Below are 25289 nucleotides of genomic sequence, written 5' to 3' on the forward strand. Positions count from 1 at the left end.
TCTCCTGATCTTAAGAGAACACCCTTCCCACGAGAGGGGTCAAATCGCCAGTGGATTATGCAAGGCGGCCAGCGCCGCCTCGACATCGGCGGGCGTGCCGACTGCCGATGTGGCGATGTCGCGGTTGATGCGCCGTGCCAGGCCGGACAGCACCTTGCCGGCGCCGATCTCGTAGAGCGTTGTGACGCCATTGGCGCCGAACCACTCCACCGTTTCGCGCCAGCGCACGCGGCCAGTGATCTGCTCGACCAGGCGCCGTGCGATCTCGTCGGGATCGCTGGTCGGGGTCACGGTGACGTTGGAAACGACGGGAACCACCGGCGCATTCTTGGTCACACCCGCCAGCGCCTCGCGCATGACGTTGGCCGCCGGGGCCATCAGCGCCGAATGGAAGGGGGCGGAGACCTGCAGCATCAGCGCCCGCTTGGCGCCCTTTTCGGTGCACAGTTTTGCGGCGAGTTCGACGGCAACCTTGGCGCCGGAGATCACCAGCTGGCCGCCGCCATTGTCGTTGGCGATCTGGCAGACCTTGCCGGACCCGGCTGCGGCTTCAGTGCAAGCGGCTTCGACATCGGGCTGTTCCAGTCCGATGATCGCCGCCATCGCACCCTCGCCGGCCGGCACCGCCGCCTGCATGGCATTGCCGCGAATGCGCAACAACCGGGCCGCATCGGCGACCGAAACGAAACCGGCGGCGGCAAGGGCTGAATATTCGCCGAGCGAATGGCCTGCGACATAGGCAACCTTGCCCTTCAGCGAAAAGCCGCGCGCTTCCAGCGCCCGCACCGCGGCCAATGACACCGCCATCAGCGCCGGCTGGGCATTGGCGGTCAGGGTCAGCGTCTCTTCCGGGCCTTCCCAGATCAATTTCGACAGCTTTTCACCCAGCGCGTCATCGACTTCCTCGAAGACCCTGCGCGCCTCGGGGAAGGCGTCGGCAAGGTCCTTGCCCATGCCGACAGCCTGGCTGCCCTGTCCCGGAAAGGTGAATGCAACGGTCATTTGGGCTCTCTCCAGCGCCTGATTTTTCCTGCCTGTGACGCAAGGCGGACCGCCAAGTCAAGCCCGCTGGCGGCATTTCGGCCCTTGTCCGAGGTGGAAGCCAGCCTTGAGTCCCTGTTCCGAAAGGCTTTTTGCCGATCACTCCTGATGAAAACCGCTCACGAATCGTTTGCTGGCTCTTCTTATTTTCGCCACAGGCGCTAGCTTTTGGATGACAGTTCTATGACAGAACGGTGACGCGTGTGGAAAAGCGCGTTGCTTGGGCCGGGGGAAAAGACGTGGCAAGGATCAGGAAGGGCGCGGCAGTACCCGCGCCACAGTTCTTGGAAGACGATCCGTCCACCGGCTATCTGCCGGGGCGCAGATGGCCTGTCATCCGCTATGGCCTAGTCACGCTGCTTGCCGCCGCCGTCCTGGTGTTTGCCATCGAATGGATCGTGCGCGGCGACTTCTTCGGCACGGTCGACTTCTTTCTGCAGCCCTTCAAACCTGGCTGGACCACCATCATCGTCTTTGCGCTGGTGCTGATCGGACTGGACGCCGTGCTTGGCCGCAGCCACCAGAGCCTGATGATCGTGGCGCCGCTGACGCTGGCGCTGGCCTTCGTCGGGCACCAGAAGTCGCATTATCTCGGCGATCCGCTCTACCCGACCGATTTCCTCTATTCGCGCCAGATCATGGCATTGATGCCGCTCCTGGTGCGTGAGCGGCCCTGGACGGCCGTGGCCATGGCCGTCGGCATCGTCGCCGGACTGTCGCTGCTGATCTATGGCTGGCGGCTGTGGCGCCGCAAGGTGCCGATCCTCAGCCGCAAGGGGCGCCTGGCGCGGCTGACGCTGGCGGTGCCGCTGCTCGCCTTCTTCGTCTCGATCATGGACTACGCCACCTTCTCGTGGACCCGCGACCGGCTGCAGATCATCCCGATCATGTGGGACCAGAAGGAGAACTACGCCTCCAACGGCTTTGCGCTGGCTTTCGCGCTCAACGTGCCGATGGCGCATGTTTCTGCGCCGGCCGGCTATTCCGACAAGGCGATCGACGCGATCGACAGGCCTGATGTGACGGCCTCGGTGCCGGACGAGAAACCCGACATCATCGTGGTGATGAGCGAATCCTTCTGGGATCCGACCAAGCTGCCCGGCGTTACCATCACGCCGGACCCGATCCCCAATGTGCGGGCTTTGCGCTCGGGCTATATGTTCTCGCCGGAATTCGGCGGCATGACCGCCAACATCGAATTCGAGGCGCTGACCGGCTTTTCCAATGCCTTCCTGCCGGCGGGCTCGATCCCCTATCAGCAATATGTGCGCACGCCGACGCCGTCGCTGGCGACCTTCCTGAAAAGCGAAGGCTACCGGGCGCGCGCCATCCATCCTGGCACCAACTGGTTCTGGAACCGGGGCGCGGTCTATGCCGATTTCGGCTTCAACGATTTCCGCTCGGAAGAGACGCTGCCGCCGTTGGAAAAGCGCGGGCCGCTGGCCTCCGACGCGGCAATGACCGACGAGATCATCGCCGAGGCCGATGCCAGCGAGGATCCGGTGTTCTTCTTCGCCGTCAGCCTGCAGAACCACGGCCCCTACGAGCCGTACCGCTATTACAATCCGACCCACAAGGTCGCGGCACCTATCAGCACATGGGCGCGGGAATCGCTGCTCAGCTACGCCGAGGGTTCGGCCGATGCCGACCGAGGCCTCGAACGGCTGATCGACTGGGCGAAGAAGCGTGAGCGGCCGACGGTCATCGCCTTCTTCGGCGACCATCTGCCGCCGCTCGGTCCCGTCTATGTCGAGACCGGCTTCCTGAAAGACAATGTCGCGCCGCGCAAGGAGCCGACGCCGGAGGCGGCACTTGAGCACCACCAGACGCCGCTGATCATCTGGTCGAACCGCACCGGTCCGGCGCAGGATATGGGCGCGGTCAGTCCGGCCTTCCTGCCCTACCACATCCTGACCACGGCCGGCATCACGCACCCCTTCTACACCGGCTTCCTCGGCGCGCTGCGCGAACGCTATCGCGTCGTCGACCGCAATCTTCTGCTGACGCCGTCAGGCGAAGCGACGCCCGATTGGGCGCGGCAGAAGGACGTCGATCCGGCGATCAACGATTTCCGCCTGCTGCAGTACGACATGATGTTCGGCAAGCGTAAGGCCGCGCCCGATTTCTTCCCCGAAACGGTGGACAAGGTCGTCGCCCATACAAGTTGAGCAGACGGGTGAGCTGAGCGGCCAGCGGCCGTGACGCGCGTCAAAACGGCCGCCGGCCGATGTCCTACCCTTGCCTTCCAGCCAAATTGCTGTATAGACGCCCGCAATCTGCCGGTCCTTGCTGGGGGCTGAACGGAGGGCCGGAGGCTTTACCCAAAACCTTCGTGTGAAGCCAGAAGCGCTTCCGCCTCCCGTGTCTCCGCTCTCGACCGTCTCGAAATGCTCCTTTCTTCCCCGCCCCTTTCGGGACCAGCGGGTCAGAGAAGTTGCAGAGGCTTTTGCCGCGAGGATCCGGGAGAGAAACGAAGAAAGGCACTGAACCACTATGGCTCTATACGAACATGTGTTCCTTGCCCGGCAGGACCTCTCGCAGCAGCAGGTCGATGCGCTTGTCGAACAGTACAAGGGCGTCATCTCCGCAAATGGCGGGTCCGTCGGCCGGGTCGAGAACTGGGGACTGAAGTCCCTCACCTACCGGGTCAACAAGAACCGGAAGGCTTACTACACGCTTATGGACCTCACCTGCCCGCCGGCAGCGCTCAACGAGATGGAGCGCCAGATGGGTCTGTCCGAAGACGTGCTGCGTTTCCTGACCGTCAAGGTCGAGGCGCATGAGGAAGGCCCGTCGGCCATGATGCAGAAGCGCGAAGAGCGCTCGGAACGCGGCGGCTTCGGCGACCGCGACCGTGGTGATCGTGGTCCGCGCTCGTTCGGCGACCGTGATCGCGGCGACCGTGGCGACCGTCCGCCGCGCTCGTTCGGCGACGCCGGTGGCGATCGTGGTCCGCGCCGTCCGCGCGAAGGTGTTGAAGGGGGTGCAGAATAATGGTCGACATCAATCAGATCCCGACCCGGCGCCCGTTTCATCGCCGCCGCAAGACCTGCCCGTTCTCCGGTGCCAACGCGCCCAAGATCGACTACAAGGACGTGCGTCTGCTGCAGCGCTACATTTCCGAGCGCGGCAAGATCGTGCCTTCGCGCATCACCGCCGTCAGCCAGAAGAAGCAGCGCGAACTCGCCAAGGCGATCAAGCGCGCCCGTTTCCTCGGCCTGCTGCCCTACGTGGTTCGCTAAGACTTTCGAGCGGGCGGTTCGCCGCCTGCTCTTTTTCACCGGCCGTGACGGGCGCGACCGGTTCGAGCATCAAAATCCCGAGTTGAGGTGAAAAAGCCTCTAACTGCCGCGACAGGCAGGACAGCGACACCGGCGCCAAGGCGCGCCCCGAGCTTCCTGACCTGTTCCATTCAATTCGGCGCCGATCCCGCGGTCGGTGCCCAGACGAAGGAACAAGACCATGCAAGTTATTCTTCTCGAACGCGTTTCCCGCCTCGGCCAGATGGGCGATACCGTCAAGGTCAAGGACGGCTTTGCCCGCAACTTCCTCTTGCCGCAGGGCAAGGCGCTGCGCGCCAACGAAGCCAACAAGAAGAAGTTCGAAGGACAGCGCGCCCAGCTCGAAGCCCGCAACCTCGAGCGCAAGTCGGAAGCCAGCCAGGTTGCCGAAAAGCTCGACGGCAAGAGCTTCATCGCCGTGCGCTCGGCCGGCGAGACCGGCCAGCTCTACGGCTCGGTGTCGACCCGCGACATCGCCGAGCTGCTGACGGCGGAAGGCTTTTCGGTCAACCGCAACCAGATCCAGCTCAACCAGCCGATCAAGACCATCGGCGTCACCAATGTGGCGATCGCGCTGCATCCGGAAGTCGAGGTCACCATCAGCCTCAACATCGCCCGCACGGCCGAGGAAGCCGAGCGTCAGGCCAAGGGCGAGACGCTGACCACCGCCGAAGCCATCTATGGCGACGACATCAACGACAATGCGCGGCCGGAGAACTTCTTCGACCCGAACACCGAGTTCGAAGGCGGCGAAGACAACGCCTGATCGCTTAACGACAAGGGAGGGAGCACCGCTCCCAATCACATTGTCGTCATCCAGCCTTTGTGGACCAATGCCCGGGCGTCTCGCCCGGGCATTTTTATGCCAAATGGAACTTTTCGAGCCCCTATATATTGAGGCAGAATTAGACAGCCAGTCTGACCGTGAGGGGACATTTGGTGATGAATATTCTGTTGAAGCGCGTTCTCGACCGCCTGGTGCGCACAGGCAATCTCAAGGTGACAGGGCCGAAGGGTTTGACTGTGGTTTTCGGCGACGGCAGCGGCGAGCCGGTGCACATGCACATCAAGACCAGGCACGCCGAACGCGCCATCACCTTCGATCCGATGCTGGCGGTACCGGAATCCTACATGGACGGCGAACTCGACATCCTTGAAGGCGGCGTTCTCGGCCTGATGCGCATCGCCTTCCAGAACATGGGCAGCGGCGGCATCGATGCCACCTGGTCGAAAGCGATCGAGGGCCTGCGCCACGCTTTCCGCCGCCTGCAGCAGATCAACACCGCCTCGCGCTCGCGCCGCAACGTGCAGCGCCACTACGATCTGTCGGGCGACCTCTACCGGCTCTTCCTCGACGAGGACATGCAGTATTCCTGCGCCTATTTCGAACAGCCGGACATGACGCTCGACGAGGCGCAGGTCGCCAAGAAGCGCCACATCGCCGCCAAGCTCAGGCTGAAGGCCGGCCAGACCGTGCTCGACATCGGCTCCGGCTGGGGTGGGCTTGGCCTCTACCTCGCCAAGGCTTTCGACGTCGACGTGCAGGGCGTGACGCTGTCGACCGAGCAGCACGGCGTCGCCACCGACCGGGCGCATGCGCAAGGCCTGCAGGACCGCGTGCATTTCGACCTGAAGGACTACCGCGAACTCAACGAGCGCTTCGACCGCATCGTCTCGGTCGGCATGTTCGAACATGTCGGCGTCAACCACTTCCGCACCTTCTTCGAGAAGTCGGCGACGCTGTTGAAGCCGGACGGCGTCATGCTCTTGCACACGATCGGCCGCTCCGGCGTGCCGTGGGCGACCAGCGCCTTCGTCCGCAAATACATCTTCCCGGGCGGCTACATCCCTTCGCTGTCGGAGGTGATGCCGGCGATCGAGAAGTCGGGGTTGGTGGTTACCGACGTCGAGATGCTGCGGCTGCACTACGCCGATACGCTGAAGCATTGGGGCCAGCGCTTTGCCGCCAACCGCGACAAGGCCAAGGCCATCTATGACGAGCGCTTCTGCAGGATGTGGGAATTCTATCTCGCCGCCTCGGAAGCCGCCTTCCGCTGGCAGGATCTGGTGATTTTCCAGATCCAGATCGCCAAGAGGAACGACACGCTGCCGATGACGCGCGACTACATGGCCAAATGTGAAAAGGCGCTGGAAATGCGCGAGATGGGGCATCGACAGGAAACGGCAGCCGCCGAGCCTGCTGTTGCCAGGTCGGTTGCTTCGAGGTCTGTGGCTGCAAGGTCCGCGGCCGCCAAACCGGCACGCCGCCGCAAGGTGTCGGATCGGGAGTAGCCAAGGGCCCCATCGGTCTTGCCATCGCCTGCCCAAACATGAAAAAGGTCTCGCTATGCCGAGACCTTTTTCATGACCTACCTCCTCTACATCGCCGCCGCATTGGCCGAGATCGCCGGCTGCTTTTCCTTCTGGGCCTGGTGGCGGCTTGAAAAGTCACCATTGTGGCTGGCGCCCGGCCTTGTCTCGCTGGCTCTGTTCGGCTTCCTGCTGGCACTGGTCGACACGTCGGTCGCCGGCCGTGCCTATGCCGCCTATGGCGGCATCTACATTGCGGCCTCGCTCGGCTGGCTGTGGCTGGTGGAAGGCGTGCGCCCAGACCGCTGGGACCTCGCCGGCGCGGCTCTGTGCATTGCCGGCACCTCCGTCATCCTGCTCGCACCGCGCGGAGCCTGAGCGTGGAACTGCCGGCACCGCTCAGACAAGGCGTCGAACGCCTGCTCGAAACGATACCGCTGCCGGCACTGCGCCAGGCGGCCAAGACGCTGTCCGACCGCTACCGCGCCGAACTGCGCGATGGCCGCCTGCACATGGCCGAGGAGATGGCGGTGAAAGCCTATCTGGCGACGCGGCTGCCGGCGACCTATGCCGCGGTGCGCGCCAGCCTCGATGCGCTCGCCGATGCACGGCCCGACTTTCAGCCAAAGAGCTTGCTCGATGTCGGCGCCGGTCCTGGCACGGTGCTTTGGGCCACCACGGACCAGTGGCCTGATCTTCAGCAGGCGGTGCTGGTTGAAGCCAGTGCGGCCGTGCGCAAGGTCGGCCAGTCGCTCGCTCTTAAAACCATCGCCGCCAGCACCGACTGGCGCGCCGGCGACGTCACCATCGACCTTGCCGATCTCAAGCCTGCCGATCTGGTCACCTGCGCCTATGTGCTGGACGAGATCGCGCCGGCATCGCTGCCGAAGCTTGTCGCACGGCTCTGGCAGTTGACCGCCGACACGCTGCTGATCGTCGAACCGGGCACGCCGGCCGGCTGGCAGCGCATCCTTGCCGTGCGTCGGCAACTGATAGAGGCCGGCGCGCATGTGCTGGCGCCTTGCCCGCACGAGGCGCCCTGCCCGCTTGAGCCGCCCGACTGGTGCCATTTTTCGCGCCGCGTCGCACGCTCGCGCCTGCACCGGCTGGCCAAGGATGCGGATGTGCCGTGGGAGGACGAGAAGTTCATCTACGTCGGGGCGTCGCGGCAACCGGCGCCTGCACATCAGCCGCGCGTCATCGCGCCGCCGAAATCGGGCTCCGGCAAGGTGCTGCTCAAACTGTGCCTGCCGGACGGCAGGGCCGGCGAGACGCTTTTCACCAAGCGAGACGGCGAGCTGTTCAAGGCAGCGCGGCGGCTCGACTGGGGCGATACATTGGATGGAAGAATCGAATAGCGACCGAGATTGTTCTTGCTTCGTTCCTGTCGAACCAATACAATCAGCATTTGGCGAGTCAATCGGAATCAGAGCACCGGAATTCTGTCCTGTGGACGGTTTGCCGTCCCTGTGAACAGCGGGCATCAACGCCGATTGAATGCAACTGATGCATATAAGTCAGCACCGGATCTTTCGCGTTCTGGTATCGAGAAGCCGGGATCGAAATCGGGGACATCATGGCAGAGGCAGCACGAAAATTCGGCGTGGCGGAGCAACCGCTTTATCGTGAGGCGCCGAACAACATAGAGGCCGAGCAGGCGCTGCTCGGCGCCATCCTCGTCAACAACGATGCCTTCTACCGGGTCTCCGACTTCCTCAAGGCCGGCCATTTCTATGAGCCGCTGCACCGAAAGATTTTCGAGGTCGCAGCCGAGCTCATCCGCATGGGCAAGGTGGCGACGCCGATCACGCTGAAAACCTTCCTGCCGGCCGACGAGAAGGTCGGCGACATGACGGTGGCGCAATATGTCGTGCGCCTCGCCGTCGAAGCCGTCACCGTCGTCAACGCTACCGACTATGGCCGCGCCATCTATGATCTGGCCACGCGCCGCGCGCTGATCACGGTCGGCGAGGACATGGTCAACATCGCCTATGACGCGCCGGTCGACATGGCGCCCTCCGAGCAGATCGAGGATGCCGAGCGGCGCCTGTTCGAACTGGCCGAAACCGGCCGTTATGATGGCGGCTTCGAAAGCTTCACCGACGCCGTCAAGACCGCCGTCGACATGGCCAACGCCGCCTATATGCGCGACGGCCACCTGTCAGGCCTTGCCACAGGCATGCGCGATCTCGACCGCCGCATGGGTGGCCTGCAGGCGTCGGATCTGATCATCATTGCCGGCCGTCCGGGCATGGGCAAGACATCGCTCGCCACCAACATCGCCTTCAACATTGCCGAGATGTATGTGCCGGCGCAGCAGGCCGATGGTTCGTTCAAGGCAGCCAATGGCGGCGTCGTCGGCTTCTTCTCGCTGGAAATGTCGTCTGAACAGCTGGCTACCCGTATCATTTCCGAACAGACGGAAATTTCGTCGTCAAAAATCCGCCGCGGCGAGATTTCGGAGATGGATTTCGAGAAACTGGTCGCCTGCTCGCAGACCATGCAGAAAATCCCGCTGTTCATCGACCAGACCGGCGGTATTTCCATTGCCCAGCTGTCCGCTCGTGCGCGCCGCCTAAAACGCCAGCGCGGCCTCGACCTCATCGTCATCGACTATATCCAGCTGATGCAGGGTTCATCCGCCAAGGCCTCGCAGAACCGCGTGCAGGAAATCACCGAGATCACCACCGGCCTCAAAGCGCTGGCCAAGGAACTCTCCGTGCCGATCATCGCGCTGTCGCAGCTGTCGCGTCAGGTCGAAAGCCGTGAAGACAAGCGCCCGCAACTCTCCGACCTTCGCGAATCCGGCTCGATCGAGCAGGACGCCGACGTGGTGATCTTCGTCTATCGCGAGGAATATTATCTGAAGAACCGCGAGCCCAAGCCCGGAACCGACGAATACATCAAGTGGGAACACGAGATGAACGAGATGCGCGGCAAGGCAGAAGTCATCGTCGCCAAGCAGCGCCACGGCCCGACGGGCTCGGTCAGCCTCGCCTTCCATGGCGAATTCACGCGGTTTTCCGACCTTGCTGAAGAGCATCATATTGCGGAGAGGTTTGAGTAGCTTTTTGGCCTACCGTCACACTCCGTCACACCCCCCTCTGGCCTGCCGGCCATCTCCCCCGCAAGGGGGGAGATCAGCGGCTTTGCGGGTGGCGCTCATCTTGCGACGTCGGCGATTGGCGAAAGCATCGATGGCAGCCAATCTCCCCCCTTGCGGGGGAGATGTCCGGCAGGACAGAGGGGGGTGCGCAGGATCGCCGACCTCTGGCTATTTGCAGGCCGCCCCGCCCCATGGCTAAATCCCGCGTCCAGTTCATCTGCCAGAATTGCGGCTCGGTGCATCAGCGCTGGGCCGGCAAATGCGATGCGTGTGGCGAGTGGAACACGCTGGTCGAGGAAGGCACGTCGGGCGGCATTGGCTCCGGACCGGCCAACACGCGCAATGCCCGCAAGGGCCGCGCCGTGGTGCTGACCAGCCTGTCCGGCGACATCGAGGATGCGCCGCGCATCATCTCGGGCATCGGCGAACTCGACCGCGCCACCGGCGGCGGGTTCGTGCGCGGCTCGGCGCTGCTGGTCGGCGGCGATCCCGGCATCGGCAAGTCGACGCTGCTCACCCAGGCGGCCGCGGCGCTGGCGTCAAAAGGCCATCGCATCGTCTATGTCTCGGGCGAAGAGGCAGTCGCCCAGATCAGGCTGCGGGCGCAGCGGCTTGGCGTCGCCGACACACCTGTCGAACTCGCCGCCGAAACCAATGTCGAGGATATCCTGGCAACCATCGCCGACGGCAGGCGGCCGGACCTCGTCATCCTCGATTCGATCCAGACGCTGTGGACCGACATGGCCGATTCGGCACCCGGCACCGTCACCCAGGTGCGTGCCGCCGCCCAGGCGATGATCCGCTACGCCAAATCGACCGGCGCTGCCATCGTTCTGGTCGGCCATGTCACCAAGGAAGGCCAGATCGCCGGCCCGCGCGTCGTCGAGCACATGGTCGACGCGGTGCTCTATTTCGAAGGCGAAGGCGGCCACCACTACCGCATCCTGCGCACGGTGAAGAACCGTTTTGGCCCGACCGACGAGATCGGCGTCTTCGAAATGTCCGACAAGGGCCTGCGCGAAGTCGCCAATCCGTCGGAGCTGTTCCTTGGCGAGCGCCATGCGAAATCGCCCGGTGCGGCGGTTTTCGCCGGGATGGAGGGCACGCGGCCGGTGCTGGTCGAGATTCAGGCGCTGGTGGCACCGTCCTCGCTGGGCACGCCGCGCCGCGCCGTCGTCGGCTGGGACGGCGCACGGCTGTCGATGATTTTGGCCGTGCTCGAGGCACATTGCGGCGTGCGCTTCGGCACCCACGATGTCTATCTCAACGTTGCCGGCGGCTACCGCATTTCCGAGCCGGCTGCCGATCTGGCGGTCGCTGCTGCACTGGTTTCGTCGCTCACCGGTCTTGCCCTTCCCGCCGATTGCGTCTATTTCGGCGAAATCAGCCTGTCGGGCGCAGTGAGGCCAGTTGCGCATGCGCAGCAACGCCTTAAAGAGGCCGAAAAGCTGGGTTTTGGAAGTGCGGTTCTGCCCTTGGGCAGCGAGGAGGTTGTCGGGGGGATCGGAGCCGGCGCTTTCCAGCCAACCGAACTTGCCGATCTCGTGGCACGCATAGCCGGCTCAAGGCGCAGCCGTGTCGACGAGGAAGACTAACGCGGCTCGCCCGAGCCGTGAAAAGAGAATCGGAGTGGGGCGAACAACATGCCGATTACGCTGCTTGACGGAATTCTCGTCGGCTTCACCCTGGTCTCGGCGATGCTCGCCATGGTTCGCGGCTTGTCCCGCGAAATCCTGTCCGTCGTCTCCTGGGCAGCTGCCGCCGCGGCGGCGTTCTTCTTCTACAAGCCGGTGCTGCCTTACGTTCAGCCCTATGTCGAAAGTGACAAGATCGCCATGGCGGCGTCCGCCGGCATCGTCTTCCTCATCGCGCTGATCGTCGTTTCCGTCATCACCATGAAGCTCGCCGACTGGATCATCGATTCCAGGATCGGCGCGCTCGACCGTACGCTCGGCTTCCTCTACGGCGCGGCGCGCGGCATCCTTGTCGTTGCGGTGGCGCTTCTGTTCTTCAACTGGCTGGCCGGCGCGAAGGCTCCGGCCTGGATCGCCAACGCCAAGTCGAAGCCGCTGCTCGAAACCATCGGCGCCAAGCTGGAAAGCCTGCTGCCCGAGGATCCGGAAAACGCCATCCTGAAGAAGCTCAATCCGAATCAGCCGGCAGCACCCGAGACACCTCCGGCAGCCGATGCGCCGGCGGCGGATGCTCCGGCAACAGGCGAGGATGCGCCAGCGCCCGACGACGAGACCGACGCTCCGGCCGACAATGCGCCGGCACAGCCCGCCGCTCCGGCCCCGGCCGCACCGGCAAACTGACCTGAAACGGTATGGCGCCCACCGGGCGGGCGCCATTTATGAGCTGACTATGATGTAAACGGCGCACGGCGTGCGTTGCTTTCGCGGCGCTGTCGCCTTATATGGCCATTTTAGCGGAGCTTGAGCCCCATGGCAGTTTCGAAGGCAGACGCAGACGACGTGCTTTCCGCCGAAGCAGACGATCATTTCCACGACGAATGCGGTGTGTTCGGCATTTTCGGCCGGCAGGACGCCGCGGCCATCGTCACGCTTGGCCTGCATGCGCTGCAGCATCGCGGCCAGGAAGCGGCCGGCATCGTCTCCTACGACGGCACGCAGTTTCATGTCGAACGCCATGTCGGCCTGATCGGCGACACTTTCACTAAGCAGCATGTCATTGACAGCCTGCAAGGCAATCGCGCCATCGGCCACACGCGCTACGCCACGACCGGTGGTGCCGGCATGCGCAACATCCAGCCCTTCTTCGCCGAGCTTGCTGATGGCGGCTTCGCCGTTGCCCACAACGGCAACCTCACCAACGCCATGACCGTGCAGCGCGCGCTGCAGAAGCAGGGCGCGATCTTCTCGTCGACCTCCGACACCGAGACACTGCTGCACCTGGTTGCGACCAGCAAGGAGCGCGACCTCAACTCTCGCTTCATCGACGCCGTGCGCCAGGTCGAAGGCGCCTTCTCGCTGGTGGCGATGACCTCCAAGAAGATGATCGGCTGCCGCGACCCGCTCGGCATCCGCCCGCTGGTGCTCGGCGACCTCGACGGCGCCTGGATCCTCGCCTCCGAAACCTGCGCGCTCGACATTATCGGCGCCCGCTTCGTGCGCGACCTGAAGCCTGGCGAGATGGTCGTCGTGACCTCGAAGGGCATTGAGAGCCTGTTCCCGTTCGAGCCGCAGAAGACCCGCTTCTGCATCTTCGAATATGTTTATTTCGCCCGTCCCGACTCCTCGGTCGAAGGCCGCAATGTCTATGAGGTGCGCAAACGCATCGGCGCCGAACTGGCGCAGGAAAGCCCGGTCGAGGCCGATATCGTCGTGCCGGTGCCGGATTCCGGCACGCCGGCCGCGATCGGCTTTTCGCAAGCCGCGGGCATTCCCTTCGAGCTTGGCATCATCCGCAACCACTATGTCGGGCGCACCTTCATCCAGCCCGGCGATTCCATCCGCCATATGGGCGTCAAGCTCAAGCACAACGCCAACCGCCGCATGATCGAAGGCAAGCGGGTGGTGCTGGTCGACGATTCCATCGTGCGCGGCACCACCAGCCAGAAGATCGTGCAGATGGTGCGCGATGCCGGCGCCCGGGAAGTGCATATGCGCATCGCCTCGCCGCCGACCAGCGCGTCGTGCTTCTACGGCGTCGACACGCCGGAGAAGTCGAAGCTTCTGGCGTCGCGCATGTCGATCGAGGAAATGGCCGAATTCATCCGCGTCGATTCACTCGGCTTCCTCACCATCGACGGGCTCTATCGCGCCGTCGGCGAGGCCGGCCGCGACAATGAGCAGCCGCAATTCTGCGACGCCTGCTTCACCGGCCAGTACCCGACCCGCCTGCTCGACTTCGAAGGCCACGACAATGTGCGCACCCTGTCGCTGCTGGCGAACAACGGGGCGTAAAGCCGCACTGCCACCCTTGAAAGCGACTGCATGACCCTCGACCTCTCCGGCCGCATAGCGGTCGTCACCGGCGCCTCGCGCGGCATTGGCTATTTCATCGCGAAAGAACTGGCCGCCGCCGGCGCGCATGTGATTGCGGTTGCCCGCACCGTCGGCGGGCTGGAAGAGCTCGACGACCAGATCAAGGCCGAACGCGCGAAAACCGGCAAGGGCGAAGCGACGCTGGTGCCGCTCGACCTTGCCGACATGCCTGGTATCGACCGGCTGGGCGGCGCCATTCATGAGCGCTGGGGCAAGCTCGACATCCTCGTGGCCAATGCCGGCGTGCTCGGCGTCATCTCCCCGATCGGCCACGTCGAGGCGAAAACCTTCGAGAAGGTGATGACCATTAATGTCACCTCGACCTGGCGGCTGATCCGCTCGGTCGACCCGCTGCTCAGGCTCTCCGACGCCGGCCGCGCCATTCTCATGTCATCTGGGGCCGCGCATTCGGCGCGCGCCTTCTGGGCGCCTTATGCGGCGTCGAAGGCGGCGGTGGAAGCCATGGCGCGCTCCTGGGCGCATGAGACACAAAGCATGGCGCTGCGCATCAATGCTGTCGATCCCGGCGCCACCCGCACCGCGATGCGTGCTCAGGCCGCGCCCGGCGAAGATCCGGGGACGCTGCCGCACCCATCAGAGATCGCGAAACGCATCGTGCCGCTGGCGAGCCCGGAATTGAAAGAAACAGGGCTGATCTTCCAGGCCAGGCACCAGCGCTTCGTCGCCTACCGGCAGCCGGAATAAAACCGGATTGAACCGGGATTAAACAGGCCTCCAGTTACGTTTCTTCGAATGTAGGACATTCGAAACCGGAGGACCGACATGCGTAGACTTCTTCTCGTTGCCACCGCTGCGATTGCCGCCACGGCTGGCGCAGCCTTCGCCCAAGACGCCAAGATGAGCTTCTTCGTGACGAGTGTCGGTTCCGGCAAGGGCGCCGATCTCGGCGGGCTCAAGGGCGCCGATGCGCATTGCGCCTCGCTGGCAGAGGCTGCTGGGGTGACCGGCAAGGAATGGCACGCCTATCTCTCGACCGCCGATGTCGATGCGCGCGACCGCATCGGCAAGGGTCCGTGGGTCAACGCCAAGGGCGAAAAGATCGCAGACGACGTCGCCTCGCTGCACAGCGATGCCAACGCCATCACCAAGCAGACGGCGCTCACCGAAAAGGGCGAAGTGGTCAACGGCCGTGGCGACAAGCCGAACCGGCACGACATTTTGACCGGCTCGAAGCCCGACGGCACCAAAATCGCCGACCAGACCTGCGGCGACTGGACGTTGAGCGGGGCGGAGGGCGCGGCGATGATGGGCCATCACGACCGCACCGGGCTGGACGAGTCGGCGGCGGCGAAATCCTGGAACTCCTCGCATGCTTCGCGCGGCGGCTGCAGCCAGGACGCGCTGAAAGGCACCGGCGGCGACGGCCTGTTCTACTGCTTTGCGGTGAACTGAGAGACGTCTGGGGGAGCGGTTCTGTTCACGGGTCTGTGATGATCCGGCGAGCCGCTCCCCCGTCGCCCTGCTTTCGCCATCAGCCGGGAGTTGCTAGGGTCGATCCGAATCCGACATCCAGCAAAGCGAGGAATTCCCATGGCTGCTCCCAGCGTAGCATTGGTCTGGTACCTGGTGATCGCCGGCCCGCAAGGCGGCATGGTGGTGCTGCCCAGCACCTTTGACACCCGCGAACAATGCACCAACGCCATCACCGAATACCAGAAGCAGCCGACCCCGGCCGGCTGGGCGGTGAACTGCGTGCCGAGCGCCTCGCCGTTCACTGATGAGGGTGACGCGGAAGAGCCGGCGGCGCAGTAGCGTAATCTCCCCCCTTGAGGGGGAGATGGCCGGCAGGCCAGAGGGGGTCGCCGCGCGTAGAGCGCCAACCTCCTTCTGCCGTATGAGGTCGCGCCCGGTCGGCCCGACCCCCTCTGTCGCCTTCGGCGACATCTCCCCCTCAAGGGCAGGGCAATCGCATATGGACTCTTTCGAGGAATCGAACGGCGAACAAATCGGAATCGCGTCGAGAACAAACGTCGCGAGATTCCATCTTTGTTCCGCATATGCGATTCCCCTGCCCTCAAGGGGGGAGATCAGCGCCGCGCGCTCACTGTCAACTCCGGCTTGCTGTTGATGGTCTGGAACACCACGCAATAGCGTTCGGTCAGCTTGATGAGTGAATCGATGCGCTCCTGCGGCTCGTCCGTGTCGAGGTTGAAATTCAGCCGGATGGCGCGGAAGCCGACCGGGGCATCTTTGGCCACGCCCAGCGTGCCGCGAAAGTCGAGATCGCCTTCGGCCTCGACGGTGGCAGCACCAAGCCTGAACTCCAGCGCCGTCGCCACCGCCTTCAGCGTCACCCCGGCGCACGCCACCAGCGCCTCGAGCAGCATGTCGCCCGAGCACAATTCGAGCCCCGAGCCGCCAGTCGCCGGATGCAGCCCGGCCACGGCAATCGCCCTGCCCGTCTCGACCTTGCAGGCAATCGACTGGTCGTCGATCGAGCCCCTGGCGCGAAGCGTGATCAGCGCCTGCGCGGCATCGCCCCGATAAGCCTCCTTCAGCGGCGCCTGCATGGCTTTGAGTTCGGTGGCGTCCATGGTCTGTCCTTTCGAGTCCTTCACGCTTTGATAGCACTGATATGCCGGCGGGACAGAGAGGCCACGACGTCGCGAATAGTTACTTTGACTTCGACCGCCTAGACCATACCTATGCGGGAGCCATTCCCGGAGGTGTCATGCGTGCCAAGCTGAAGCTTATTCCCGCAATTCTCCTGATGCTTGTCGCCTTCGCGCAGCCCGGCCTCTCCGAAACGCCCGAGCGCCCCGCCCCTGCCGGGGGTGTGCTTTCGCTGCTGCCGGCGCCGCAGATCACCAGCCATTCGATCACCATTGCCGGGCGCAAACTCGACTACCAGGCAAAGGCCGGCACGCTGTCGCTGCTTTCCGGCAAAGGCCAGGTCACGGCGGAAATCTTCTATGTCGCCTACACGCTGCCGCCAGCGGCGGGCGCGGAGAAGGCTCGTCCCATCACCTTCGTCTTCAATGGCGGTCCGGGCGCCGCGTCGGCCTATCTGCATCTCGGCGCGCTCGGGCCGCGCGTCATCGCGACCGGCGCGGATGGGCAATTCCTGCCGCCGCCGCAAAAGCTCATCGACAATCCCGACAGCTGGCTCGACATGACCGATCTCGTTTTCGTCGATCCGGTCGGCACCGGCTACAGCCGCGAGGCGCCCGGCCAGGACACGAAAGATTTTTGGGGCGTCAGCCAGGACGCCAGTTCGATCGGCGCTTTCATCCGGCTCTATCTCGCCCAGAACGGCCGCACCGGATCGCCGCTCTTCCTTGCCGGTGAAAGCTATGGCGGGTTTCGGGCGGCGCTTCTCGCCAGGACCCTGCAGGAGGATGTTGGCCTGAGCCCGAACGGCATCGTGCTGATCTCGCCGGCGCTGGAATTCACGCTGGTGCTGCCAGACGAATTCCAGCCGCTGCATTGGGCGCTCGAACTGCCCTCGCTGGCGGCGGTGCGGCTGCGCAGCGAAGGCATCAGCGGCGAGGCATTGCGTGAAAAACTCGCCGTGGTCGAACAGTACGCTCTGGGTGACTACCTCACGGCTCTGACCAGCGGGCTGGAACAAGGCGGGCGGCTGGCCAGCCAGCGCGTGGCCGAGATCACGGGCCTGCCGCTCGAGCTCGTGCAACGCAATTTCGCCCGCATTCCGACCGGCCTGTTCGCGCGTGAATTTCAGCGCACCGGCGGCAAGGTGCTCAGCCCTTATGACGGCATGATCGCCACTGCCGACATCGCGCCGGAAAGCGCCCGCAGCGCCGGCCCTGATCCGGTGCTCGACCGCAGCGTGCCGGCACTGACCTCGGCCTTCGTCGCCTATGCGCGCGACGAGCTGAATTTTCGTACCGACGTCAGCTTCCGGCTGCTCAATGGCGACGTGACCCACAATTGGGACTACGGCGGCTCGCGGCAAGGTTATGCCGGGGTGATGGACGATCTGCAGCGCGCGCGCTCGCTGAACCCGGCGCTCGGCGTGGTGATCGTCAATGGCGACACCGACCTGGTGACGCCCTATCTCGCCTCACGCTATCTGGTGAACCAGCTCCCGACGCTCGGCGGCGCAAAACCCATCCGTCTCGACGTCGTCGAAGGCGGCCACATGATGTATTTCCGGCCCGACGGCCGGCGCGCGCTGAAGGAGGCCGTTGCGGAGCTTTATCAGGCGACGCAGTAAGCGCCGCGACAGCGCGGTTCGCCAGGCTGCGCCAACGCAAGGCCGGCGCTGGAGCAGCGCCGCGCCAGCTTTCGCCCGTATAGCTGATGCAAGCGGGTCCGACAGGGGCCGGAGCCGCCTTCAATGTCTTTCTGACATAGGCCGACGCCGCATGGCCGATATTGCCATATTGGAAACCCGCGAAAGGGTGCTTGCCGGCATCCTGTTCACAGGTGCTGCCTATTTCCTGTTTTCGACGCAGGACGCGGCGATCAAGCTTTTGGTCGTGGGCATCAGCGTCTGGCAGATCATGTTCTTCCGCTCCATCACCGTGCTCCTCGCCTGCGTGGCAATCGGCGGGCCGCGCATCTTTGCCGACACAATGCGCTCGCCCATCGTGCGGCCGATGCTGCTGCGCAGCGCCTTCACGCTTGGCGCCTGGCTCTGCTACTACAACGCCGCCCGCTCGCTGCAACTGGCCGAACTCACCACCATCTATTACGCCGCGCCGATCATCGTCACCGTGCTGTCGGTTGTAATGCTTGGCGAAAAGGTGCCACTGTTGCGCTGGCTGGCGGTGTTCATCGGCTTCGTCGGCGTCTTCATTGCCTGCGATCCGGCCCATCTCGGCCTGTCGATGCCGATGCTTCTGGTGCTGGCGGCGGCGGTGCTGTGGGGCATCGCCGTGGTGCTGTTGCGCAAGACGGCGATGGCCGAGCGCACGCTGATCCAGCTTGTGCTCAACAATTTCTACTTCCTGGTGTTTTCGGCGGTGCCGGCGCTGCTGGTCTGGCAGATGCCGGACTGGCGCCAGTTGCTGCTTTTGATCAGCGTCGGCGCGCTCGGCGGCGTGGCGCAATTCATGCTTTTCGAAGGCATGAAGCGGGCGCCGGTGTCGATCGTGGCGCCGTTCGAATACACCTCGCTGGTCTGGGCCTTCGGGCTCGGCTTTGCCATCTGGGGCGACGTTCCGCGCCGCGAGGTGTTTTTGGGGGCGGCGCTGATCGTCGGTGCCGGCATGCTGATCATCGGAAACGAACATTTCCGCAAGCGGCTATGAGTATCGCTGTGCTGACAGAATGGTGGCAGGAGAAGGCGGATAGGCTGCCGAGATGACGGAAGCTCTCGACAGCCCAGGCACCGATACCGCTGCCGAGCGCACGCTCGGCATCACGCTGGTGTCGGCGTCGGCGGCTTTCTTCGCCCTCACCGGGGTGCTGACCAAATCGATCCATGCCGACCCGCTGACCATCACCTGCTGGCGCGGTTTCGTCGGCTCGATCCTGATCCCCTTCTATGTGCTGTGGCAGCGGCGTCGTTCCGGCGGGCGCGAAAGTTTGCGGCTCGGCTGGCGTGGCTGGCTGCTGGCGATCGAGGGTGCGGCGGCCAGCATCGCCTTCATCTCGGCGTTCAAATTCACTTATGTCGCCAATGTCGCGGTCATCTATGCCACCGCGCCCTTCATCACCGCGCTGCTCGCCTTCGTGCTGGTGCGCGAGCCGTTCCGGGCGCAGACGCTTGTTGCCGCTGCCGTCTCGCTGTGCGGCGTTGCGATCATGGTCGGCTCCGGCTTCGGCAGCGGCCATTTGTTCGGCGACGGGCTCGCACTGCTGATGACCACGGGCAGCGCGCTCTACATGATCATGGTGCGCGCCTTCCGCGACACGCCGGTTGTGTGGGCGGGCGCGGTGTCGGCGTTCCTTTTGTTCGTGTTCGGCTGGTTCGTCACCGACCCGCTGGCGGTGTCGGCCCGCGACGCCGTGCTGCTCGTTGCCTTCGGAGGATCGTTTGCAATGGCCTCGATCCTGTGGACGGAGGGCTCGCGGCTGATCCCGGCGCCCGAATCCGGCCTGCTCGGCGCCGCCGAAGTGCCGTTCGCGATCCTGTTTGCCTTCCTGTTCCTGGGCGAGATCGCACCGGCCGCCAGCCTGATCGGCGGCGCCATCGTGCTGTGCGCGGTTTTTACCCATGCCGGGCGTGATTGGCTGGTGGCGAGAAAATGTGCGGCAGCCCCATAATTATTTTCGGAGTCATGGAACCATCACTCGACTCAGGCATTATTGGTGCGACGGGTCACCCCCCAAGTCCCCCCAAACCCCTCGACCCGTCTTCCTCAAAGCCGACCGTAAGGTCGGCTTTTTCTTTGGATATCAGCCGGTAAGGCCGGGCAAGGCGAGATTGTCGCTGAGCAAGGCGGCAAGGTCGCGTGCCGGCCGTTCGGCGCCCTGGCCGAGCCGGATGGCGAATTGTGCGATCGGCACCGGCGGCAGACCGAGTTCGCGCGGTGCTTCAACGATGCCGGAATGGGCAAAGCGGGCGGTGCGCAAGGTCAGCGCTATGCCGGCGTTGACCGCGGTGCGCAGGCCGGCAAGGCTGGCGCTGCCGGCGGCGATGCGATAGCGCCGGCCGGCGGCATCGAGGGCTGCGAGTGCCGCTTCGCGAAAGCCGCAATACGGGTCGAGCAGCGCCAGCGGCAACTCCTCTTCCCGCACGGCAAGGCCCCTTTGCGAGCACAGCCACAGCATCGGCTCGCTGAACAGCCCGACTTCGTCATTGGCCGGGGTTTTGCGCATGATGATGGCCAGATCGAGCTGACCGGCCTGGAGCGCGTCGCCAAGCTCGGCCGAGCGGCCGACGCGCAGTTCGATCCTGACGCGCGGATGGCTGGTCGCAAAGGCCCTGAGCAACTCCGGCAGGCCGCTGTCGGCGAAATCCTGCGTGGTGCCGATAGCGACGCGACCGGCGGCACGCGCGCCTTTCAGCGCCAGCCAGGCCTCGCTGTGCACCGCAAGGATGCGCCGGGCATGGCCGACCAGATCCTCGCCGGCCGGCGTCAGGCCTCGCCCGCGCCCCTGCGCCACCAGCAACGGTTCGCCGACGATCTCCTCCAGCCGCTGCATCTGGGCCGTCACCGCCGAGGGCGAGCGGCCGACAACAGACGCAGCCTGGGCCAGTGAGCCGCCATCGACAAAGGCGAGGAAGGTTTTCAGCAGATCGGGGTCGAGCACTTGCATACTTCGATATTACAGAACCTTTTATTCGAAACAATTCGATTTTTTTGATTCTAAGGTCGTGACATGGTCTCTCCAACGGCAAACAGACGCCGCCCAATCGAAGGAGAGAAAAATGCCCATCATCAACATCAGCGTCACCGGCAAGCCCGACGCCAGGCTGTCCGCGACAATTGCCAAGGAAATCACCGAACTGACCGCAACCCATCTGCGCAAGGACCCGACGATCACCGCCGTCGCCGTCAGCTATGTCGACCCGCAGCACTGGTTCGCCGGCGGCAAGTCGCTGGCCGAGCATCGCGCCAACACCTTCTGGCTCGACATCAAGGTGGTCGACGGCACCAACACCAAGCTGGAGCTGGAGGCCTATCTGAAGGCGATCTTTGACGCCTTTGGTAGACTGCTGGGTGGTGTGCACGAGGAGAGCTATGCCTTCGTGCATGAAGTGCCAGCCGCTGCCTATGGCTATGGCGGCAAGAGCCAGGAGTTCCGGTTTATCAGTGGGCGGCTGAAGGCGGGTTGATTGCTTACCCAGCAGGAGGATGAAGCCTTGTATCAAGCGCGAAATCCTCCTGGAGATGCAACCTGTAAAGGCCTGCCGCCCGGCCGGGGTCGCACACCAGGTTCCAGCTGTGCTGGGATACCGCGCTGGGGATTAGAAAGAAGGGATGCTTTGCCAGCAGACTGTCGCCGAACTGCTGCTGTCCCGCGCCGGGAATGCCCGGACGCAGCCAGTTTGCGTTCGGGACATCGTCGGTTTGCACCACATAAATCTGTGATAGATCGACGATGTCGAATGCCGTCAGCACGTGAGGAACACTATCCAATGTGCGGAACCCCTTATGGACTGCCACCTCAAGAATGGCGGTCGACGGGTCGATGGACGCATAGACCGCTCTGACCCCTTTGCTGTTCCACCTTCCGCCAAGCTTGAAGGCTCCTTCGCCACTGTCCCATGTTACCTTGAAGCGTCTGTGATCAAGCCTCCAGCCCAACACACGCCCTGTTCCGAGAGAACCCGGCAAAGGCGTCACGCGTAGACACCGTAGTCGAGCCGTTCAAGAAACTCCTGCACAAGCGCCGTCCCCGCCGCGGTGGCCAGCAGATCGATCGGCCGGTGGTTGTCCAACCCCATGGCCGGCTCAATCATCCATTTTTCCGCGTCTTCCTGAGTTCCGAGCACGGATGTGGCTTTCGTCAGGACCTTGGCGAAATTCCAGGTTCTGGAACCTTGCTCCCGACTGAGGGTCTTGGAGTGATCCGATTTGTGCCGCTGAAATGTCCGCTCGCTCATGCCGAATGCAGTTTCAAACGCATCAGCGGGATCAATGACGGTCAGGCGCCTGACGAGGCTCTCGAGTGCCTGGCCCGGAATTCCATGCAGGATCATTTCATGAGCTTCGAGCGGACTGGCTACCAAGAATCCAAGAACCTTCGGTCCGCCAAACAGGTCGACCATTCGCTCGAATTCCGGCTCCATATACGGTGCTTCGGCAAAACCCATCGGGGAACTGGCCATATTCTTCTCCGTCACGTGTCGCTTTATTTACGACGCGTGTCGCAACATTTCAAGACCTACGTTTGGCTCATCCCTTGGCGACGGCAGATTGGAACACCGCTCCATCGCGCCCGCGCATTGACCTTACCCCCCATTGCGCTACCCTCTGCTGCAAAGCGGACGAAGAGCTGCGATACTGGAACGTTGGGAGAGACGCGGCATGATCCTGACACTGGCGCTGCTTGCAGGCCTTGTGCTGGCCTGGCTGCTGATTGCCGCGATCGAGACCTTTCGCCTCGATCTGCGCTTCACCCAGGCGCTGCTCTATGTGCCGTTCAAGCTTGCCTACCGGATCGAGGATAGCCGCATCCGCATTGCCCGCAACGCGCCGACGCCGGTGATCTACGTCGTCTCGCACCAGTCGCGCTTCGAGCCGGCGCTGATGCTGTCGCTGCTGCCCGACGACACGCTGCACATTCTCGACGAGGCCTCGGCGCGTTCGCCCTGGCTGGAACCATGGCGCGAGCTTGGTCGTACCATCGCCTTCAATGCCGAGCATCTTTTCGTCAGCCGGCGGCTGGTCAGGGTGCTGAAGGGCAAGGGCCGGCTTGCCGTCTACCTGCCCGATGACGTCGAACCCGATGTGAAGGCGTTCCGGCTCTTCCGCGCCGTCACCCGCATAGCCATGCAGGCCGACGCCCGCATCGTGCCGATCTTCGTCGCCGGCGGGCGCGACCTGCCGGTGTCCTTGACACCAAAAGACCGGGCGCCCCGCCACTGGTTCCCACAACTGTCGGTCAGCGTGCTGGAGCCGATGACGATTGCCGAACTGGTGGCACGCAATCCCGACCAGGCTTCCAACACCAATGCGCTGTTCGACCGCATCGCCGAGGCCAGGCTTTTCGGCAGCAACCTCGATCGCGGCCTGTTCCTGGCCATGCGCGATGCAGCCGATCGCACCGGCGCCTCGCATCCGATCATCGAGGACGTGATCAGCGGCTCGCTCAGCTATCGAAAGATGTTCATCGGCGCGCGCGTGCTCGGCCGCCGTTTCGAGGCAGTGACGGCACCCGGCGAAGCCGTCGGGGTGCTCTTGCCCAACGCCAATGGCGTGGTGCTGTCCTTCGTTGGCCTGCTATCGGCGGGCCGTGTCGCAGCGATGATCAACTACACCGCCGGGCCGGCGAGCGTCACCGCGGCGGTTCGCACGGCGGTCATCCGCACTGTTGTCTCCTCCCGGGCGTTCGTCGAGAAGGCCGCGCTTGCCGACATCATCGCCGCCGTCGAGGCCGGTGGCGCCAAAATGCTGTGGCTGGAGGATGTGCGCGCAAGCGTCACCGCGCTGGAAAAGCTCACAGCCGCCCTGCTGTGGCGCCTGCCGCTGCAGCGGCAGGATGCGGCGAAGCCTGCGGTGATCCTGTTCACTTCGGGCTCGGAAGGTACGCCCAAGGCCGTGGTGCTGTCCCATCGCAACCTCCACGCCAACGCCATGCAGGCCGAGGCGCGCATCACCATTTCGCCGTCCGACATTCTGCTTAACGTGCTGCCGGTTTTTCACTCTTTTGGGCTGACCGGCGGCACCATCCTGCCGCTGGTGACCGGCGTAAAGCTGTTCCTTTACCCCTCGCCGCTGCACTACAAGATCATCCCGGAGATCGCCCGCAAGGTGAAGCCGACCATCATGTTCGGCACCGACACCTTCCTCGCCAATTATGCCCGCACCGCCAAGGATGGCGATTTCTCCAGCCTGCGTTTCGTCGTCGCCGGCGCCGAAGCGGTGAAGCCGGAGACGCGCCGCGTCTACCGCGAGCGCTTCGATGCCTCGATCATCGAGGGGTTCGGGCTGACGGAGGCAGCGCCGGTGGTTGCCGTCAACACCGCCATCCATGGCCGCGACGGCACGGTCGGGCGGCTGTTGCCGGCGATGCGAATGAAGCTTGAACCGGTCGAGGGCATTGAAGACGCTGGAAGACTATGGCTCGACGGGCCGAATCTGATGATGGGCTACATGACGGCGGACCGCCCCGGCGAATTGCAGCCGCTGGACGGCTGGCACGACACCGGCGACATCGTCTCGGTCGACCGCGAAGGCTTCATCACCATTCGCGGCCGGGCCAAGCGCTTCGCCAAGATTGCCGGTGAAATGGTGTCGCTGGGCGCGGTCGAGATGCTGGTGCAGTCGCTATGGCCGGAAGAGCGCCACGCCGCGGTGGCGGTGCCGGACAAAAGGCGCGGCGAGCGCATCGTGCTGGTCACCACCGCTGACGACGCCGATCCGGAAGAATTGCGCAAGTTCGGCAAGAAAGCGGGTGCGGCCGAACTGATGGTGCCCAACGACATCGTCAAGGTCGAGGAGATCCCGGTGCTGGGCTCGGGCAAGACGGATTATGTCTCGACGCGGAAGCTGGCGATCGAGAAGCTGGGGCTAGGCGTGGCGGCTTAGCGGCGGTCAGAGACGACTATTCCAAACGCTGGCGGGGCAGCACCCCCCTCTGTCCTGCCGGACATCTCCCCCTCAAGGGGGGAGATTAGATGTCACGACGGCCTTCGCCAATTTTCATCGTTGAAGAACGGGCGTAAAAGCGGAAGCTGCTAATCTCCCCCCTTGAGGGACTGTTGCAAAATTGGATGGATGTGATTCCCTGTTTTTGAAACGGGGATTTTGCGATGACGACGAAGCCGAGCGGTCAGTTCAGTTTTGTGGAGGCTTTGCTGCCACAGGGTCTTGGTCGGAGCGGTCGGCTGGACCGGCTGTCGTCGCTGGTGAAGTGGTATCGCTTCGAGAAGATTCTGGCGCGGCTGCGCTCGCCGGCGGGGCCAGGGCGGCCTGCGTACAATTCGCTGGTGATGTTCAAGGC

Annotated in this window: 24 protein-coding genes and 1 pseudogene; 20 read left to right on the plus strand and 5 right to left on the minus strand. The window is 64.0% G+C overall.

The features are described 5' to 3' along the window. Positions 1–39: 39 nt before the first annotated feature. Entirely contained in the window at positions 40–1002 is a 963-nt protein-coding gene (gene fabD, locus AC1DZ8_RS27000; RefSeq protein WP_477301935.1) for an ACP S-malonyltransferase, read from the minus strand. 278 nt (positions 1003–1280) lie between these two features. Here fabD and AC1DZ8_RS27005 point away from each other — a divergent pair, with 278 nt between their 5' ends. The 14 genes from AC1DZ8_RS27005 (at position 1281) to AC1DZ8_RS27070 (ending at position 15518) form a co-directional block, all read left to right on the plus strand. Further along, positions 1281–3209 carry an LTA synthase family protein gene (locus AC1DZ8_RS27005; RefSeq protein WP_477301937.1) on the plus strand — a complete coding sequence of 643 codons (1929 nt, stop codon included), beginning with the start codon at positions 1281–1283 and terminating at the stop codon, positions 3207–3209. Between the two features lie 325 nt (positions 3210–3534). Continuing rightward, a complete protein-coding gene (rpsF, locus tag AC1DZ8_RS27010; RefSeq protein WP_112560792.1) occupies positions 3535–4035 on the plus strand; it encodes a 30S ribosomal protein S6 in 501 nt (166 codons plus the stop codon). Beyond that, positions 4035–4283 (plus strand): 30S ribosomal protein S18, encoded by a 249-nt coding sequence (gene rpsR, locus AC1DZ8_RS27015; RefSeq protein ID WP_006203718.1) that lies wholly within the window; start codon positions 4035–4037, stop codon positions 4281–4283. The genes rpsF and rpsR overlap by 1 nt, the downstream gene beginning before the upstream one ends. Before the next feature lie 220 nt (positions 4284–4503). Continuing rightward, the gene (gene rplI, locus AC1DZ8_RS27020; RefSeq protein WP_477288139.1) at positions 4504–5088 is read left to right on the plus strand and encodes a 50S ribosomal protein L9; all 585 of its coding nucleotides are present in this window, start codon (positions 4504–4506) and stop codon (positions 5086–5088) included. Positions 5089–5264: 176 nt separating this feature from the next. Next, entirely contained in the window at positions 5265–6614 is a 1350-nt protein-coding gene (locus AC1DZ8_RS27025; protein WP_477301940.1) for a class I SAM-dependent methyltransferase, read from the plus strand. A gap of 72 nt (positions 6615–6686) precedes the next feature. Further along, positions 6687–7010: a YnfA family protein gene (locus AC1DZ8_RS27030; RefSeq protein WP_477301942.1), complete on the plus strand. Its 324-nt coding sequence runs from the start codon at positions 6687–6689 to the stop codon at positions 7008–7010. Between the two features lie 2 nt (positions 7011–7012). Next, positions 7013–7990 (plus strand): small ribosomal subunit Rsm22 family protein, encoded by a 978-nt coding sequence (locus AC1DZ8_RS27035; protein WP_477301944.1) that lies wholly within the window; start codon positions 7013–7015, stop codon positions 7988–7990. A gap of 218 nt (positions 7991–8208) precedes the next feature. After that, the gene (locus AC1DZ8_RS27040; protein WP_477288145.1) at positions 8209–9699 is read left to right on the plus strand and encodes a replicative DNA helicase; all 1491 of its coding nucleotides are present in this window, start codon (positions 8209–8211) and stop codon (positions 9697–9699) included. Positions 9700–9929: 230 nt separating this feature from the next. After that, positions 9930–11333 carry a DNA repair protein RadA gene (gene radA / locus AC1DZ8_RS27045; protein WP_477288147.1) on the plus strand — a complete coding sequence of 468 codons (1404 nt, stop codon included), beginning with the start codon at positions 9930–9932 and terminating at the stop codon, positions 11331–11333. Positions 11334–11381: 48 nt separating this feature from the next. Further along, complete coding sequence (locus AC1DZ8_RS27050; protein WP_477301946.1) at positions 11382–12053, plus strand: CvpA family protein; 672 nt, start codon at positions 11382–11384, stop codon at positions 12051–12053. 129 nt (positions 12054–12182) lie between these two features. Then, positions 12183–13664 carry an amidophosphoribosyltransferase gene (gene purF / locus AC1DZ8_RS27055; RefSeq protein WP_112397309.1) on the plus strand — a complete coding sequence of 494 codons (1482 nt, stop codon included), beginning with the start codon at positions 12183–12185 and terminating at the stop codon, positions 13662–13664. A 30-nt stretch (positions 13665–13694) separates the two neighbouring features. Beyond that, positions 13695–14450 carry an SDR family NAD(P)-dependent oxidoreductase gene (locus AC1DZ8_RS27060; RefSeq protein WP_477301948.1) on the plus strand — a complete coding sequence of 252 codons (756 nt, stop codon included), beginning with the start codon at positions 13695–13697 and terminating at the stop codon, positions 14448–14450. 78 nt (positions 14451–14528) lie between these two features. Beyond that, positions 14529–15158: a hypothetical protein gene (locus tag AC1DZ8_RS27065; RefSeq protein ID WP_477301950.1), complete on the plus strand. Its 630-nt coding sequence runs from the start codon at positions 14529–14531 to the stop codon at positions 15156–15158. Between the two features lie 138 nt (positions 15159–15296). Beyond that, positions 15297–15518 carry a hypothetical protein gene (locus AC1DZ8_RS27070; protein WP_023689120.1) on the plus strand — a complete coding sequence of 74 codons (222 nt, stop codon included), beginning with the start codon at positions 15297–15299 and terminating at the stop codon, positions 15516–15518. Positions 15519–15793: 275 nt separating this feature from the next. On the opposite strand, the gene AC1DZ8_RS27075 is transcribed toward AC1DZ8_RS27070, so the two are convergent. Beyond that, positions 15794–16300: an OsmC family protein gene (locus AC1DZ8_RS27075; protein ID WP_477401898.1), complete on the minus strand. Its 507-nt coding sequence runs from the start codon at positions 16298–16300 to the stop codon at positions 15794–15796. Between the two features lie 137 nt (positions 16301–16437). On the opposite strand from AC1DZ8_RS27075, the gene AC1DZ8_RS27080 reads away from it, so the two are divergent. The 3 genes from AC1DZ8_RS27080 to AC1DZ8_RS27090 all read left to right on the plus strand — a co-directional run bounded on the left by AC1DZ8_RS27080 (position 16438) and on the right by AC1DZ8_RS27090 (position 19940). Beyond that, on the plus strand, positions 16438–17943 hold the full coding sequence (locus tag AC1DZ8_RS27080) for a S10 family peptidase (protein WP_477301952.1): 1506 nt from the start codon (positions 16438–16440) through the stop codon (positions 17941–17943). A gap of 151 nt (positions 17944–18094) precedes the next feature. Next, positions 18095–18982: a DMT family transporter gene (locus AC1DZ8_RS27085; protein ID WP_477301954.1), complete on the plus strand. Its 888-nt coding sequence runs from the start codon at positions 18095–18097 to the stop codon at positions 18980–18982. Positions 18983–19034: 52 nt separating this feature from the next. Further along, positions 19035–19940 (plus strand): DMT family transporter, encoded by a 906-nt coding sequence (locus AC1DZ8_RS27090; RefSeq protein ID WP_477301956.1) that lies wholly within the window; start codon positions 19035–19037, stop codon positions 19938–19940. 132 nt (positions 19941–20072) lie between these two features. On the opposite strand, the gene AC1DZ8_RS27095 is transcribed toward AC1DZ8_RS27090, so the two are convergent. Beyond that, positions 20073–20936, minus strand: coding sequence for a LysR substrate-binding domain-containing protein (locus tag AC1DZ8_RS27095; protein ID WP_477401901.1), 864 nt, complete (start codon positions 20934–20936; stop codon positions 20073–20075). A 112-nt stretch (positions 20937–21048) separates the two neighbouring features. Here AC1DZ8_RS27095 and AC1DZ8_RS27100 point away from each other — a divergent pair, with 112 nt between their 5' ends. Continuing rightward, complete coding sequence (locus AC1DZ8_RS27100) at positions 21049–21456, plus strand: tautomerase family protein (protein ID WP_477311171.1); 408 nt, start codon at positions 21049–21051, stop codon at positions 21454–21456. A gap of 4 nt (positions 21457–21460) precedes the next feature. Here the strand turns inward: AC1DZ8_RS27100 and AC1DZ8_RS27105 are convergent, their stop codons facing one another. Beyond that, a complete protein-coding gene (locus AC1DZ8_RS27105) occupies positions 21461–21967 on the minus strand; it encodes an RES family NAD+ phosphorylase (protein ID WP_477311173.1) in 507 nt (168 codons plus the stop codon). Then, positions 21964–22452: a type II RES/Xre toxin-antitoxin system antitoxin gene (parS, locus tag AC1DZ8_RS27110; protein WP_477311175.1), complete on the minus strand. Its 489-nt coding sequence runs from the start codon at positions 22450–22452 to the stop codon at positions 21964–21966. The genes AC1DZ8_RS27105 and parS overlap by 4 nt, the downstream gene beginning before the upstream one ends. Positions 22453–22651: 199 nt before the next feature. Between parS and AC1DZ8_RS27115 the strand changes: the two genes are divergently transcribed. Beyond that, complete coding sequence (locus tag AC1DZ8_RS27115) at positions 22652–24874, plus strand: AMP-binding protein (RefSeq protein ID WP_477401904.1); 2223 nt, start codon at positions 22652–22654, stop codon at positions 24872–24874. 224 nt (positions 24875–25098) lie between these two features. After that, positions 25099–25289, plus strand: a pseudogene (locus AC1DZ8_RS27120) (IS5/IS1182 family transposase); the annotation flags it as partial.

This window comes from Mesorhizobium sp. P2_F7 (assembly GCF_056403695.1).